Annotated in this window: 16 protein-coding genes; 9 read left to right on the forward strand and 7 right to left on the reverse strand. The window is 66.2% G+C overall.

The features are described from left to right. The first annotated feature begins 163 nt into the window (after nt 1-163). Both KF707C_RS27935 and KF707C_RS27940 read left to right on the forward strand, forming a co-directional pair. Nucleotides 164-1504 carry an aspartate aminotransferase family protein gene (locus KF707C_RS27935; RefSeq protein ID WP_003457701.1) on the forward strand — a complete coding sequence of 447 codons (1341 nt, stop codon included), beginning with the start codon at nt 164-166 and terminating at the stop codon, nt 1502-1504. A gap of 14 nt (nt 1505-1518) precedes the next feature. Then, nucleotides 1519-1884 (forward strand): cupin domain-containing protein, encoded by a 366-nt coding sequence (locus KF707C_RS27940; RefSeq protein WP_003457704.1) that lies wholly within the window; start codon nt 1519-1521, stop codon nt 1882-1884. A gap of 134 nt (nt 1885-2018) precedes the next feature. Here KF707C_RS27940 and rpmG read toward each other — a convergent pair whose 3' ends face one another. Further along, on the reverse strand, nt 2019-2174 hold the full coding sequence (gene rpmG / locus KF707C_RS27945) for a 50S ribosomal protein L33 (protein ID WP_003457707.1): 156 nt from the start codon (nt 2172-2174) through the stop codon (nt 2019-2021). Nucleotides 2175-2184: 10 nt separating this feature from the next. Next, entirely contained in the window at nt 2185-2421 is a 237-nt protein-coding gene (gene rpmB / locus KF707C_RS27950) for a 50S ribosomal protein L28 (protein ID WP_003457710.1), read from the reverse strand. A gap of 358 nt (nt 2422-2779) precedes the next feature. On the opposite strand from rpmB, the gene KF707C_RS27955 reads away from it, so the two are divergent. Beyond that, nucleotides 2780-4354, forward strand: coding sequence for an ABC transporter substrate-binding protein (locus KF707C_RS27955; RefSeq protein WP_003457713.1), 1575 nt, complete (start codon nt 2780-2782; stop codon nt 4352-4354). Here KF707C_RS27955 and radC read toward each other — a convergent pair. Further along, entirely contained in the window at nt 4351-5025 is a 675-nt protein-coding gene (gene radC / locus KF707C_RS27960) for a RadC family protein (protein ID WP_036994588.1), read from the reverse strand. The genes KF707C_RS27955 and radC overlap by 4 nt on opposite strands. Before the next feature lie 136 nt (nt 5026-5161). On the opposite strand from radC, the gene coaBC reads away from it, so the two are divergent. From coaBC to KF707C_RS27985, 5 genes are all read left to right on the forward strand, one after another. Next, nucleotides 5162-6370 carry a bifunctional phosphopantothenoylcysteine decarboxylase/phosphopantothenate--cysteine ligase CoaBC gene (coaBC, locus tag KF707C_RS27965; RefSeq protein ID WP_003457721.1) on the forward strand — a complete coding sequence of 403 codons (1209 nt, stop codon included), beginning with the start codon at nt 5162-5164 and terminating at the stop codon, nt 6368-6370. Between the two features lie 6 nt (nt 6371-6376). Further along, complete coding sequence (gene dut, locus KF707C_RS27970; protein ID WP_003457723.1) at nt 6377-6832, forward strand: dUTP diphosphatase; 456 nt, start codon at nt 6377-6379, stop codon at nt 6830-6832. A gap of 1236 nt (nt 6833-8068) precedes the next feature. After that, nucleotides 8069-9469, forward strand: coding sequence for a phosphomannomutase/phosphoglucomutase (algC, locus tag KF707C_RS29610; protein ID WP_197704993.1), 1401 nt, complete (start codon nt 8069-8071; stop codon nt 9467-9469). Between the two features lie 21 nt (nt 9470-9490). Beyond that, the gene (argB, locus tag KF707C_RS27980) at nt 9491-10396 is read left to right on the forward strand and encodes an acetylglutamate kinase (RefSeq protein ID WP_003457727.1); all 906 of its coding nucleotides are present in this window, start codon (nt 9491-9493) and stop codon (nt 10394-10396) included. A gap of 63 nt (nt 10397-10459) precedes the next feature. Continuing rightward, nucleotides 10460-10903, forward strand: a complete 444-nt coding sequence (locus KF707C_RS27985; protein WP_003457730.1) for an acyl-CoA thioesterase — start codon at nt 10460-10462, stop codon at nt 10901-10903. 7 nt (nt 10904-10910) lie between these two features. Here KF707C_RS27985 and KF707C_RS27990 read toward each other — a convergent pair whose 3' ends face one another. Together KF707C_RS27990 and pyrE are read right to left on the reverse strand one after the other, a co-directional pair. Then, nucleotides 10911-11507 (reverse strand): DUF4124 domain-containing protein, encoded by a 597-nt coding sequence (locus KF707C_RS27990; protein WP_003457733.1) that lies wholly within the window; start codon nt 11505-11507, stop codon nt 10911-10913. A 23-nt stretch (nt 11508-11530) separates the two neighbouring features. Next, nucleotides 11531-12172, reverse strand: coding sequence for an orotate phosphoribosyltransferase (gene pyrE / locus KF707C_RS27995; protein ID WP_003457736.1), 642 nt, complete (start codon nt 12170-12172; stop codon nt 11531-11533). An 80-nt stretch (nt 12173-12252) separates the two neighbouring features. On the opposite strand from pyrE, the gene KF707C_RS28000 reads away from it, so the two are divergent. Next, nucleotides 12253-13032: an exodeoxyribonuclease III gene (locus tag KF707C_RS28000; RefSeq protein WP_003457738.1), complete on the forward strand. Its 780-nt coding sequence runs from the start codon at nt 12253-12255 to the stop codon at nt 13030-13032. Nucleotides 13033-13102: 70 nt separating this feature from the next. Here the strand turns inward: KF707C_RS28000 and KF707C_RS28005 are convergent, their stop codons facing one another. Together KF707C_RS28005 and rph are read right to left on the reverse strand one after the other, a co-directional pair. After that, entirely contained in the window at nt 13103-13468 is a 366-nt protein-coding gene (locus tag KF707C_RS28005; RefSeq protein ID WP_036994591.1) for a DUF4870 domain-containing protein, read from the reverse strand. 25 nt (nt 13469-13493) lie between these two features. Continuing rightward, nucleotides 13494-14213 carry a ribonuclease PH gene (gene rph / locus KF707C_RS28010; protein WP_003457745.1) on the reverse strand — a complete coding sequence of 240 codons (720 nt, stop codon included), beginning with the start codon at nt 14211-14213 and terminating at the stop codon, nt 13494-13496. Between the last annotated feature and the right edge of the window lie 76 nt (nt 14214-14289).

Genomic DNA, 14289 nt, shown 5'->3' on the forward strand with positions numbered 1-14289 from the left:
CCGACCTGCGAATGGCCATCCTGGCAACCCTAAACCAGAGCGACCAGCCTTTTCAATATATTTTACAGAAGAGCAGCAAACACCCTTGCCTTGTTCAATTTATCAAACATAGACTGCCGCCAGAACAATACAACGACCCACCTTGCCTTCTCCGGTGCCAACAATGACGAACGCCACCCTCGCTCAACCGGGCAGAATATCCAACAGCCTGGACGAATTCTGGATGCCTTTCACCGCCAACCGCCAGTTCAAGGCCAATCCGCGGCTGCTGGAAAGCGCGGAAGGGATGTACTTCCGAAGCAGCGACGGTCGCCAGGTCCTGGATGGCACGGCCGGCCTCTGGTGCTGCAACGCCGGCCATGGTCGCCGCGAGATCACCGAGGCGGTGAGCCGGCAGATCGCCCGCCTGGACTTTGCCCCCACCTTCCAGATGGGCCACCCGCTGCCCTTCGAGTTGGCCGAACGCCTGGCGGACATCGCCCCCGTGGGCCTGAACCGGGTGTTCTTCACCAACTCCGGCTCGGAATCGGCGGACACCGCCCTGAAGATCGCCCTGGCCTACCAGCGCGCCATCGGCCAGGGCACCCGCACCCGCCTGATCGGCCGCGAGCTGGGCTACCACGGCGTCGGTTTCGGCGGCATCTCGGTGGGCGGCATGGTCAACAACCGCAAAGCCTTCCCCGCCCTGCTGCCCGGCGTGGACCACCTGCCCCATACCCTGGACATCGCCCGCAACGCCTTCAGCCGCGGCCTGCCGGAGTTCGGCATCGAGAAGGCCGATGAGCTGGAGCGCCTGGTCACCCTGCATGGCGCCGAGAACATCGCCGCCGTGATCGTCGAACCCATGTCCGGTTCCGCCGGGGTGATCCTGCCGCCGGTGGGCTACCTGCAACGCCTGCGGGAGATCACCCGCAAGCACGGCATCCTGCTGATCTTCGACGAGGTCATCACCGGCTTCGGCCGCGTCGGCAAGGCCTTCGCCGCGCAGCGCTGGGGCGTCACCCCGGACATCATCACCTGTGCCAAGGGCCTGACCAACGGCGCCATTCCCATGGGTGCGGTGTTCGTCGCCGACGATATCCACCAGGCCTTCATGCAGGGCCCGGACAGCGCCATCGAGTTCTTCCACGGCTATACCTATTCCGGCCACCCCGTGGCTTGCGCCGCCGCCCTGGCGACCCTGGACATCTACCAGGGCGAACGCCTGTTCGAGCGCACCCTCGAACTGGAGGCCTACTGGCAGGACGCCCTGCTCGGCCTGCGCGACCTGCCCAACGTCGTCGACATCCGCGCCGTGGGGCTGGTAGGCGGCGTGCAACTGGCCCCCAGCGCCGAGGGCGTGGGCAAACGGGGCTTCCAGGTATTCGAGCAATGTTTCCACGACGGCCTGATGGTGCGCGTGACCGGCGATACCATCGCCATGTCACCGCCGCTGATCGTGGAGAAGGAACAGATCGACACTCTCGTCGGCACGCTCGCCGACTCCATCCGCAAGGCCGCCTGAACAGGGACAGCACCATGAACATTCAGCAGATCGTCGACTTCGCCCAGGCCACCACCGCCCCGGAGCACTACCGCCCGGCACCGGAGAAGATCCTCAAGGGGGATCCGGAGCAGAGCGTCCGCAACCACTACGGCAGCCCCTGCGGGCAATTCAACGTGGGGATCTGGGAGGGCGCGGTGGGCCACTGGACCGTGAGCTACACCGAGCATGAGTACTGCGAGATCCTCCAGGGCGTCTCCGTGATCCGCGACGCCGAAGGCAACGCCAAGACCGTGCGCGCCGGCGACCGCTTCGTGATCCCAGCCGGTTTTTCGGGCACCTGGGAAGTGCTGGAGCCCTGCCGCAAGGTCTATGTGATTTTCGAGCAGGCCAGCCACTGAGCCCGCTCCCACCCGATGCTTGTCACCTTCAGCCCGCCTCGCGCGGGCTTTTTTACGCCCCCGGGGTCCTGCCGGGCAAAACGCAGCCATGAAAAAGCCCGCTCTAGGCGGGCTTCTTCCAAGGGCCGGATCAATTACTTGATCTTGGCTTCCTTGTAGATCACGTGCTTGCGCACGACAGGATCGAACTTCTTGATCTCGATCTTGTCGGGGGTGGTGCGCTTGTTCTTGTCGGTGGTGTAGAAGTGGCCGGTACCGGCGCTGGACACCAGACGGATCAGTTCACGCATGATGGGCTCCTTAAACCTTTTCGCCGCGGGCGCGCAGTTCGGACAGAACTGCGTCGATGCCGCGCTTGTCGATGATACGCATGCCCTTGGCGGAAACGCGCAGACGCACGAAGCGCTTCTCGGACTCGACCCAGAAGCGATGGTGCTGCAGGTTCGGCAGGAAACGACGACGGGTTTTGTTGTTTGCGTGGGAAATGTTGTTCCCGGTAACCGGACCCTTACCGGTTACTTGACAGACTCTCGACATGCCTCAGCCCTCTAAACCACATGCCCAACCCGGCATGGGTTGGCCGCTTGAACTCTCACATTGTGGGCGCTTGGCGCCCGTCTCGTCAGGGTCTTACCGGCCGCAAATTGACTGCGAAATACCGGCCCCCCAGAAAAGAGCGCTGCTTTATATCAGAAAGCCCCTAGTGCAGCAAGGGCCGCAGCGTTTTACCCACAGCCCCCGAAGGCCCCGCGACAGGCCGCTGCGGCTGGCCCCTGCGCTTCCGGGCGAGGTGACCGCTCGTCGCCAACCGCGCATTGTTCAGCACCCGGGGTTGGACTAGGGTAAGGCCTTCCGCCCATCACGGGTACCGCTTCCCTTGCAAAGGATGACCGCCATGCGTCTCGCCGCCCTGTCGCTGCTATTCGCCCCGCTGCTTGCCCAGGCCGCCACGTTGAGCGTCTGCACCGAAGCCAGCCCCGAAGGATTCGACGTGGTGCAGTACAACTCCCTGACGACCACCAACGCCTCGGCCGATGTGCTGATGGACCGACTGGTGGAGTTCGACGCCCGACAAGGCCGCCTGGTCTCCGGGCTGGCGGAACGCTGGGAGGTGTCCGACGACGGCCTCACCTATACCTTCCACCTGCGCCAGGGCGTGGCCTTCCACAGCACCGACTGGTTCAAGCCCAGCCGTGCCCTCGAGGCCGACGACGTGGTCTTCAGTTTTCGACGCATGCTGGATGCCAGCCACCCCTGGCACAAGGTCGCCCAGAGCGGCTTCCCCCATGCCCAATCGATGCAACTGCCCAGCCTGATCAAATCCGTCGACGCCCCCGACGCCCATCAGGTGCGCTTCACCCTGAACACACCCGATGCCACCTTCCTGGCCACCCTCAGCATGGGCTTCGCCTCCATCTACTCGGCCGAGTACGCCGACCAGCTGATGAAGGCCGGCACCCCCGAACGACTGAACGCCCAGCCCGTGGGTACCGGCCCCTTCGTCTTCCGTCGCTTCCAGAAGGACGCAGCGGTGCGCTACGCCGCCAACCCCGACTACTTCGGCGGCAAACCGGCGGTGGACGGCCTGGTCTTCGCCATCACCCCCGATGCCAATGTGCGCCTGCAGAAACTGCGTCGGGGGGAATGCCAGATCGCCCTGTCGCCCAAGCCCCTGGACGTGCAATCCGTGGCCGGCGACAAGACCCTCAAGGTCTCCGAGACCCCGGCGTTCATGACCGCCTTCGTCGGCATCAACAGCCAGCACCCGCCCCTGGACAAGCCGCAGGTTCGCCAGGCCATCAACCTGGCCTTCGACAAGAACAGCTACCTGAAGGCCGTGTTCGAAGGCAGCGCCACGGCCGCCGACGGCCCCTACCCGCCCACCACCTGGAGCTATGCCAAGGATCTGCCGGCCTATCCCCACGACCCGCAGAAAGCCAAGGCGCTGCTGGCCGAAGCCGGCCTGCCGGAAGGATTCAAGACCAGGATCTGGACCCGCCCCACCGGCAGCCTGCTCAACCCCAACCCAAGCCTGGGTGCGCAGCTGCTGCAGGCGGACCTGGCCAGGGTGGGCATCCAGGCGGACATCCGCGTGATCGAATGGGGCGAGCTGATCCGCCGCGCCAAGGCTGGCGAGCACGACCTGCTGTTCATGGGCTGGGCCGGCGACAACGGCGACCCGGACAACTTCCTCACCCCGCAGTTCTCCTGCGCCTCGGTGCAGTCCGGCCTCAACTTCGCGCGCTACTGCGATGCGGACCTGGACAGGTTGATCAGCGACGGCAAGAGCCATACCGACCTGTCCCGGCGCACGGCCCTCTACGAGAAGGCCCAGCGCATCATCCGCGAACAGGCCCTCTGGCTGCCGCTGGCCCATCCCACCGCCTTCGCCCTGACCCGGGCCAATGTCGAGGGTTACCAGGCCAACCCCTTCGGTCGCCAGGACTTCTCCAGGGTCAGGCTCGACTAGACCCAGCCGTACTCGGCCATGGACAGCGGCTCGCCATCGCCGACGATGAAGTGGTCCAGCACGCGCACGTCGATCAGCGCCAGCGCCTCCTTGAGGCGCTGGGTCAGCTGGCGGTCAGCGGCACTGGGCTCGGCCACCCCCGAAGGGTGGTTGTGGCTGAGGATGAGGGCGGCGGCATTGTGGGCCAGCGCGCGCTTGACCACCTGCCGGGGATACACGCTGGCGCCGTCGATGGTGCCCTGGAAGAGCACCTCGAAGGCCAGGACCCGATGCCGGGCGTCGAGGAACAGACAGGCGAACTGTTCGTGGGGCGCATGGCGCAGCTGGGCCTTGAGGTAATCCCGCACCGCCTGCGGACTCTCCAGCGCCGACTCGCGGCGCAGGTCCTCCGCCAGGTGGCGCCGTCCCATCTCCAGCACCGCCTGCAGCTGGGCGTACTTGGCAGGCCCCAACCCCAGGTGCCGGCAGAACTCATGGAACTCAGCCCCGAGCAGGGCCCGAAGGCCGCCGAAATCGGCCAGCAGATGGCGCGCCAGGTCGACCGCACTGCGGCCAGCCACCCCGGTGCGCAGAAAAATGGCGAGGAGCTCGGCGTCTGAAAGGGCCGTCGCACCCAGTTCGAGGAGTTTCTCCCGCGGCCGTTCCGCCGCAGGCCAATCGCGAATGCTCATGACACCTCCGTGGTTGAGCGGCGCCGCTGTTCCAGTGCGGTCGCTGTGCTATCTTAACCCACCTTTTTTGCGCGGCGATCGGCCTGGGGAGGCGCCTTCGCCGCAGCGCATCCTCAACCTCATAAAAGGCAGGCCTATGCAGCGGCTCTATCGGAAACGCATCCTCCTGGGCGTGGGCGGCGGCATCGCTGCCTACAAGAGCGCTGAACTGGTTCGCCGGCTGCGCGACCAGGGCGCCGAGGTCCGCGTGGTGATGACCCAGGGCGGCCGTGAGTTCATCACCCCGCTGACGCTCCAGGCCCTTTCCGGGCACCCCGTCCACCTCGACCTGCTGGACACGGCCGCCGAAGCGGCCATGGGGCATATCGAACTGGCCCGCTGGGCCGACCTGGTGCTGATCGCGCCGGCCACCGCCGACCTGATGGCCCGCCTCGCCCAAGGCGTCGCCGATGACCTGCTGACCACCCTGGTGCTGGCCACCGACGCCCCCGTGGCGCTCGCCCCGGCGATGAACCAGGCCATGTGGCGCGACCCCGCCACCCAGGCCAACCTGGACCTGCTGGTCCGTCGCGGGCTGCGCCTCTTCGGTCCCGCCGCCGGCAGCCAGGCCTGCGGCGATGTCGGCCTCGGCCGCATGCTGGAAGCCGAGGAACTCGCCCAGCGCGCCGCCGACTGCTTCGAACACCGCGCACTCACGGGCCGTCACGTGCTGATCACCGCCGGCCCGACCCAGGAAAACATCGACCCGGTGCGCTACATCACCAACCACAGCTCCGGAAAGATGGGCTTCGCCCTGGCCGAAGCCGCTGTGGAAGCCGGCGCCAAGGTCACCCTGATCACCGGCCCGGTGCACCTGCCCACCCCGGACCGGGTCAACCGCATCGACGTGGTCAGCGCCCGCGACATGCTCGCCGCCTGTGAAGTGGCGATGCCCTGCGACCTCCTGATCGCCGCCGCCGCCGTGGCCGACTACCGTCCGGAGGTGGTGGCCCAGCACAAGATGAAGAAAGACCCGACCAGCGGCGAAGGCCTGCTGCTGCAGTTGGTGCGCAACCCCGATATCCTCGCGACCCTCGCCGGCCGGCCCGACCGCCCCTTCAGCGTGGGCTTCGCCGCGGAGACGGAGAATCTCCTCGAGTACGCCTCGCGCAAACTCCGCGACAAGAACCTCGACCTGATCGTCGCCAATGACGTGGCCAACCCCACGATCGGCTTCAACAGCGAAGAGAATGCCATCACCGTCATCGACCGCGACCTGGCCCAGACCAGCTTCGCTCAGACCAGCAAAGGCAAGATCGCCCGCCAGCTGGTTGCCTTCATCGCCGACCGCCTCAACCAGGCCTGAGACCTCATGCACTCACTGCAAGCCAAGATCCTCGATCCCCGCATCGGCAGCGAATTCCCGCTGCCGCAATACGCCACTCCGGGCTCCGCCGGCCTCGACCTGCGCGCCATGCTCAAGGAGGAAGTCGTCCTCGAGCCAGGCCAGACCCTGCTCATCCCCACCGGCCTCTCGATCCACATCGCCGACCCGGGCCTGGCCGCCCTGGTGCTGCCGCGCTCGGGCCTGGGCCACAAGCATGGCGTGGTGCTGGGCAACCTGGTCGGCCTGATCGACTCCGACTACCAGGGCGAACTCATGGTGTCCTGCTGGAACCGTGGCCAGACCGCCTTCCGCATCACGGTCGGCGAGCGCATCGCCCAACTGGTGCTGGTGCCCGTGGTCCAGGCGCATTTCGAACTGGTCGACGAATTCCACGAAAGCCAGCGCGGCGCCGGCGGATTCGGCCACACCGGCAGCCAGTGACCGCCTAGTATCAGGACGAACACGCCGAGGAGACGTTCAGTGAAACTCTTCAAGCGCCGCAGCAAGGACGCCGCCCCATCAGGATCGCCCCGACCCAATGGCGAGGCCCAGCCGACCCGCAAGGGTTCGGATGACCTGCTTCCCGGCGCCCTGGCCGCCCTGGCCGGCATCGCCGCCGCCGGCGCACTGCTCTGGTTCGGCCTGCTCGGCCCCGCCGAGCAGGCCCGCGTGGAACAACTCGGCCAGGCGTGGGGCAGCAGCCAGGCCGCCGCCCTGCGCCAGAGCCTTGCCCTGATCCAGGCCGACACCGTCGCCGCCGCCCACGACCCCGCCCTGATCGAAGCGCTGGACACTGGCGACGCCACACGCATCGCCACCGCCGAGCGCGGTCTGGTCTATCGCGACGGCGTGGTGGATGCCCACCTCAACCTGGTCGGCCAGGCCCAGCAGAACACCCAGCGCACGGCCCCGATGAACTTCGCCGCACTGGACCTGTTACAGCGCCTGGAAGGCGGCCAGCAGCCGGCTCCGGAAGCCTACAAGGTCGGCCAGCGCTGGCTGATCTACAGCGCGGCGCCCTTGCGCCCGAACGACCAGAGCCCCACCCGGGGCACACTGCTGCTGGTGTTCGACCTGGAGCGCCTGCTGCGCAGCCTGCCGCCCGCTTCCGCGGATATCGGCCTGCTGCAGTTGAACCAGCAATTCACCAACGCCCCGGTCCAGGTCCTGGCCCAACGTGGCCAGGCCGGTAGCGCCGCGCCCCTGTCCCTGGACAGCGGCAACCCGAACTGGACGCTCAGTTTCACACCCGGCCCGGCCTTGACCCGTCCAGCCTTTCAGCCCCTGCTGCTGGCCCTGGCCGCCCTGCTCGCCCTCGCCGGCGCGGTGCTCGGCCTGAAGCTCAGCCAGGGCGCCCTGCAACGCAAGCTGCGGGACGACGCCGAGCAGCTCAACCAACTGTTGCAAGAACTCTCGAACGGCAGGAGCGTCAAAGCCTTCAGTCTGCGCCTGCCGGCGCTGGACAGCCTGGCCCAGGCGCTGACGCGCCAGGGCCGACGCAAACCCGAGCCGGCGCCTGACCTCGGCCTGGCCCAGGTGGCGAACGGCAACCCGGTTGCCGAAGCCCCCAAACGCCAGAGCGAACTGGCCGACCCGCTTTTCCAAGATACCGACATTCTCGATATCGACATCCTCGACGAAGACCAGGACCTCCTGGGATTGGAGCAAGCCCCCGCCATGACCAGCATCGAACAGATCACCCCGCCCGCCCTGCCCGCCAGCATCTTCCGTGCCTACGACATCCGTGGCGTGGTCGGCGACACCCTCACCGCCGAAACCGCCTACTGGGTGGGTCGCGCCATCGGCTCCGAGAGCCTGGCCCGCGGCGAGTCCTGCGTGTCCGTCGGCCGCGACGGCCGCCTCTCCGGCCCCGAGCTGGTGCAATCCCTGATCCAGGGCCTGATGGACTGCGGCTGCCAGGTCACGGACGTCGGCATGGTGCCCACCCCGGCCCTCTACTACGCCGCCAACGTGCTGGCCGGCAAGTCCGGCGTGATGCTCACCGGCAGCCACAACCCGCCGGACTACAACGGCTTCAAGATCATGGTGGCCGGCGAGACCCTGGCCAACGAACAGATCACGGCCCTGCTCACCCGCATCCAGAACAACGACCTGGCCAGCGGCGTCGGCAGCGTCGAAGCGGTGGACGTACTGGAGCGCTACTTCCGCGAAATCCGCGACGACATCGCCATGGCCAGGCCCATGAAGGTGGTGGTGGACTGCGGCAATGGCGTGGCCGGCGTGATCGCCCCGCAACTGATCGAAGCCCTCGGCTGCACCGTGATTCCGCTCTTCTGCGACGTGGACGGCACCTTCCCCAACCACCACCCGGACCCGGGCAAACCGGAGAACCTGGAGGACCTCATCGCCAAGGTGAAGGAAGAGAAGGCCGACCTGGGCCTGGCCTTCGACGGCGATGGCGACCGCGTCGGCGTGGTGACCAACGAAGGCACCATCATCTATCCCGACCGCCTGCTGATGCTGTTCGCCAAGGACGTCGTGTCCCGCAACCCTGGCGCCGACATCATCTTCGACGTGAAATGCACCCGCCGCCTGACCTCCCTCATCAGCGGCTACGGCGGCCGCCCGGTAATGTGGAAGACCGGCCACTCCCTGATCAAGAAGAAGATGAAGGAAACCGGTGCGCTGCTGGCTGGCGAGATGAGCGGCCACATCTTCTTCAAGGAGCGCTGGTACGGCTTCGACGACGGCATCTACAGCGCCGCCCGCCTCCTGGAAATCCTCAGCCAGGACAAGCGCGACGCCGAACATGTGTTCTCGACCTTCCCCAAGGACGTCTCCACTCCGGAGATCAACATCACCGTCACCGACGAGAGCAAGTTCCGCCTGATCGAGGCCCTGCAACGCCAGGCCAACTGGGGCGAAGCCAATCTCACCACCCTCGATGGCGTGCGTGTGGATTACCCGAAGGGCTGGGGCCTGGTCCGCGCCTCCAACACGACCCCCGTGCTGGTGCTGCGCTTCGAGGCCGACACCGAGGACGAGCTGGAGCGCATCAAGGAAGTGTTCCGCAGCCAGCTGACCCTCGTCGCCCCCGAACTCAACCTGCCGTTCTGATCCGATTCACTGGAGCCCAGCATGACCCTCAGCCTCGACGCTGCTTCCCAAGTCGCCCAGGTCCTGTCCGAAGCGCTGCCCTACATCCGCCGCTTCGTCGGCAAGACCCTGGTGGTCAAGTACGGCGGCAACGCCATGGAAAGCGATGAGCTGAAGGCCAGCTTCGCCCGCGACGTGGTGCTGATGAAGGCCGTCGGCATCAATCCCGTGGTGGTCCACGGCGGCGGCCCGCAGATCGGCGACCTGCTCAAGCGCCTGTCCATCGAAAGCCACTTCGTCGACGGCATGCGCGTCACCGACGCCCAGACCATGGACGTGGTGGAGATGGTCCTTGGCGGCCAGGTGAACAAGGACATCGTCAACCTGATCAACCGCCACGGCGGCAGCGCCATCGGTCTGACCGGCAAGGACGCCGAGCTGATCCGCGCCAAGAAGCTCACCGTCACCCGCCAGACCCCGGAGATGACCCAGCCGGAGATCATCGACATCGGCCATGTGGGCGAAGTCGCCAGCGTCAACACCGACCTGTTGAACATGCTGGTCAAGGGCGACTTCATCCCGGTGATCGCCCCCATCGGCGTCGGCGCCAATGGCGAGTCCTACAACATCAACGCCGACCTGGTGGCCGGCAAGGTGGCCGAGGCGCTGAAGGCCGAGAAGCTGATGCTGCTCACCAACATCGCCGGCCTGATGGACAAGCAGGGCAAGGTGCTCACCGGCCTGTCCACCGAACAGGTGAACGAGCTGATCGCCGACGGCACCATCTACGGCGGCATGCTGCCGAAGATCCGCTGCGCCCTGGATGCCGTGCAGGGTGGCGTCAACGCCGCGCACATCATCGACGGTCGCGTGCCGCACGCCGTGCTGCTGGAGATCTTCACCGACACCGGCGTCGGCACCCTGATCACCAATCGCAAACGCCCCTGAGCGAAGCGTCACCCCAGGCAGGCCGGAGCGATCCGGCCTGTTTCATTTCAAGGAGCCGGAAACATGGCCAAGCTGTCCCGCGACGACTTCCGTTTCTTCCATCCGCTGCGGGTGCGCTGGGCGGAGGTGGATCCCCAGGGGATCGTCTTCAACGGCAACTACCTGACCTACGCCGATGTCGCCATCACCGAATACTTCCGCGCCCTCGAGGTGAGTTATCCCGCCGACCTGCTGAGGGACGGCGGCGACTTCTTCGCCGTGCGGACACTGCTGGAATACCTGGCGCCGGCGCGCTTCGACGACGAGTTGGAGATTGGCGTGCGGGTCGCCCGCCTGGGTGGCGCGAGCATGGGCTTCGAGCTGGGCATCTGGCGCAACGGCGAACAGCTCACCTCGGGCGAGGTGGTCTATGTCCATGCCGATGCCGAGGAGCGCCGGAGCCTGCGCCTGCCGGACTGGCTGCGGGAAAGGGTCCGGAGCTTCGAACGATGCGCTCCGGCGGACTGACGCGGCGCTAGCGTGAGGAGCCGCCCAGCAGCTCGGTGATGCGTGCGCGGTCAGCGGCGTAGCTGGCCCTGACGGCTTCGCGATCCTGCTCGTAGCGGGCGATGTCCGCCTCCAGCCCTTTCTGCTGGTCCCGCAGGTTGTTGATCTGCTCCACCAGGTGGGCCGGCACTTCGCGCCCCGCCCGCTCGCTTTCCGCGGCCTGGCTCTGCAGGTTCGCCTGCTGCGCACGCAGGGACTGCTGGTTGCCCCTGGCCACGCCGATGAGGCTGTCCAGCTCCGCCAGCTTGCGCTCGAGGGCCCGATCCACATCGCTGACGCTGGTGTAGAGCCGCAACAGCTTGGCATCGGAGCTGGCGCGAGCCTTGGCGTCCAGCTGCCGCTGCATCTCCTCGCGGCTGGGCGCCGGCGGCACCACGCGGACGACGCGCCCCTGCTCGTTGAGCACCTCGTAGCCCTTGCCGATGTACTCGGGCGGCACGCCCTGCCGATCCAGCACGGTCACGCCCTTGTCATCGACATAGCGGTACAGCTCCGCCGCACCCGCCAGCGCGGGCAGCAGCAGCCCCAGTGAAAGGCCGAGGCGGAGTGCGGAGGACTTCAGCATGAGCGTTCCCCGGCGCCGTCGGTTCAGATGCCGAAGTTGGCGCGATAGGTTTCGACAGCGGGCAGGTGCTTCTTCAGCTCGGCATCGCCCGCCAGGTACTCCAGCACCTGCTCCAGGGACACGATGCTGACCACGGGCATGCCGAAATCGCGCTCCACCTCCTGGATCGCCGACAGCTCGCCCTGGCCCCGCTCCTGGCGGTTCAGGGCGATGAGCACGCCGGCCGCCTGGGCATTCTGCGCCTGGATGATCTGCATCACCTCGCGAATCGCGGTACCGGCGGTGATCACGTCATCGATGATCAGCACGCGCCCGGCCAGCGGCGCGCCCACCAGGGTGCCGCCCTCGCCGTGGTCCTTGGCTTCCTTGCGGTTGAAGCACCAGGGAATGTCGATCTGGTGATGTTCGGCCAGAGCCACTGCAGTGGCGGCGGCCAGCGGAATGCCCTTGTAGGCCGGGCCGAACAGCACATCGAAAGCAATGCCGCTATCGACCACGGCGGCCGCATAGAACCGCCCCAGCTGGGCGAGCGCCAGACCGCTGTTGAACAGGCCGGCGTTGAAGAAATAGGGGCTGGTGCGCCCGGACTTGAGAGTGAATTCACCGAAGCGGAGAACCCCGCGCTCGATGGCAAAACGAATGAAATCGCGCTGGTACGCCTGCATGAATAGCCTCGGACGGCACGGATTTAGCTAATTAGAGAGAGCTCGGGTATCATACACGCACGTGTTTTTGGGGGCCATTTATGCGGATCATCAGTGTGAACGTGAATGGTATTCAAGCCGCCGCCGAACGAGGTCTCCTCAGTTGGCTGCAGGCTCAGAATGCCGACGTGATCTGCCTGCAAGACACACGTGCCTCAGCCTTCGAACTGGACGACCCTGCCTTCCAACTGGATGGTTATTTCCTCTACGCCGGCGATGCCGAAGTACCCTCCCAAGGTGGAGTGGCGCTCTATTCGCGGTTGCAGCCCAAGGCGGTGATCTGGGGACTCGGCTTCGAGTCCTGCGATAGGTACGGACGTTACCTGCAGGCGGATTTCGACAAAGTGAGCATCGCCACCCTGCTGCTGCCTTCCGGGCAAGGCGGGGACGAGAACCTGAACCACAAGTTCAAGTTCATGGACGATCTCGCCCATTATCTGAACAAGCAGCGCCGCAAGCGCCGCGAGTACATCTACTGCGGCTCGCTCTACGTCGCCCATCAGAAGCTGGATGTGAAGAACTGGCGCGACTGCCAGCAACTCCCCGGATTCCTGGCGCCGGAGCGTGCCTGGATGGACGAAGTGTTCGGCAACATGGGCTATGTGGATGCATTGCGCGAAGTCAGCCGCGAAGGCGACCAGTTCAGCTGGTGGCCGGACAGCGAGCAGGCCGAGATGCTCAACCTCGGCTGGCGCTTCGACTACCAGGTACTCACGCCCGGCCTGCGCCGCTTCGTGCGCAGCGCACGCCTGCCGCGCCAGCCGCGCTTCTCCCAGCATGCGCCGCTGATCGTGGACTACGACTGGTTGCTGAGCGTTTGATAGCTGAGCCTGTCCTTCAGGCGGAAAAAAGCCGGCGTCATAGCCGGCTTTTTCTTGCCTTCGTCTCGCGCTACTTCACCAGCCGCCAGCAGAAGGGATAGCGATAGGCCTGCCCTTCGTTGGCCTTGATCCCGGCGATGATGGTGAGCACCAGCGCACCGATACTCACGAGCCCCAGCAAGGGGAAGCCGATCACCACCAGCATCAGCAGGAAGCAGAGCACCACCGCCAGCGCCACGCTGATCTGGAAGTTCAGCGCTTCCTTGCCCTGGGCATCGACGAAGGGGTCCATGTCCTTCTTGATCTGCCAGACGATCAGGGGCCCGAGCAGGTTGCCGAAGGGAAATACCAGTCCGAGGAAGGCGGCGAAGTGGCAGAACATCGCCCATTGCCGCGCTTCCCGGCTCGGCTCGCGGTATTCGACAGGTTCGTCCATTTCCACCTCCGCTCGATTCGTGGGGTCAGTCCGCCAGGGCGGCGCGCTGCAGCTCAAACAGCTCGTTCAGTCCCTGGCGCGCCAGCTCCAGCATGGCCGTCAGTTCTTCCGGCTGGAAGGGCTCGCCCTCGGCGGTGCCCTGGACTTCGATGAAGCCGCCGGCCTCGGTCATGACCACGTTCAGGTCCGTCTCGGCGGCGGAGTCCTCCAGGTAGTCCAGATCCAGCACCGGCACGCCCTGATAGATACCCACGGACACCGCGGCCACCATCTGCTTCAGCGGCTCGCCCTTGAGCGCACCACGCTTCTTCAGCACCTTCAGCGCATCCACCAGGGCCACCATGGCACCGGTGATGGACGCCGTACGGGTACCACCGTCGGCCTGGATCACGTCGCAATCCAGGTAGACGGTGTTCTCGCCCAGCTTGCTCATGTCCAGCGCAGCGCGCAGGGAGCGACCGATCAGGCGCTGGATCTCCAGGGTGCGACCACCCTGTTTGCCACGGCTGGCCTCGCGCTGGTTACGCTCGCCGGTGGCGCGGGGCAGCATGCCGTATTCGGCGGTCAGCCAACCCTGGCCCTGACCCTTGAGGAAGCGCGGGACGCCCGCCTCGACGCTGGCCGTACAGATCACCTTGGTATCCCCGAACTCGACCAGCACGGAGCCTTCGGCGTGCTTGGTGTAATTGCGGGTGATGCGGATCGGACGCAGCTGATCGGCCGCGCGGCCACTGGGACGTTTCATGGGGCTTACCTGTTCGGGAGAAATCTGCCGGCCATTATAGAGGCCACCGGCCAAGGGCGACATCGCCGCGTTGGGA

Source organism: Pseudomonas furukawaii (assembly GCF_002355475.1).
Lineage (GTDB): Bacteria > Pseudomonadota > Gammaproteobacteria > Pseudomonadales > Pseudomonadaceae > Metapseudomonas > Metapseudomonas furukawaii.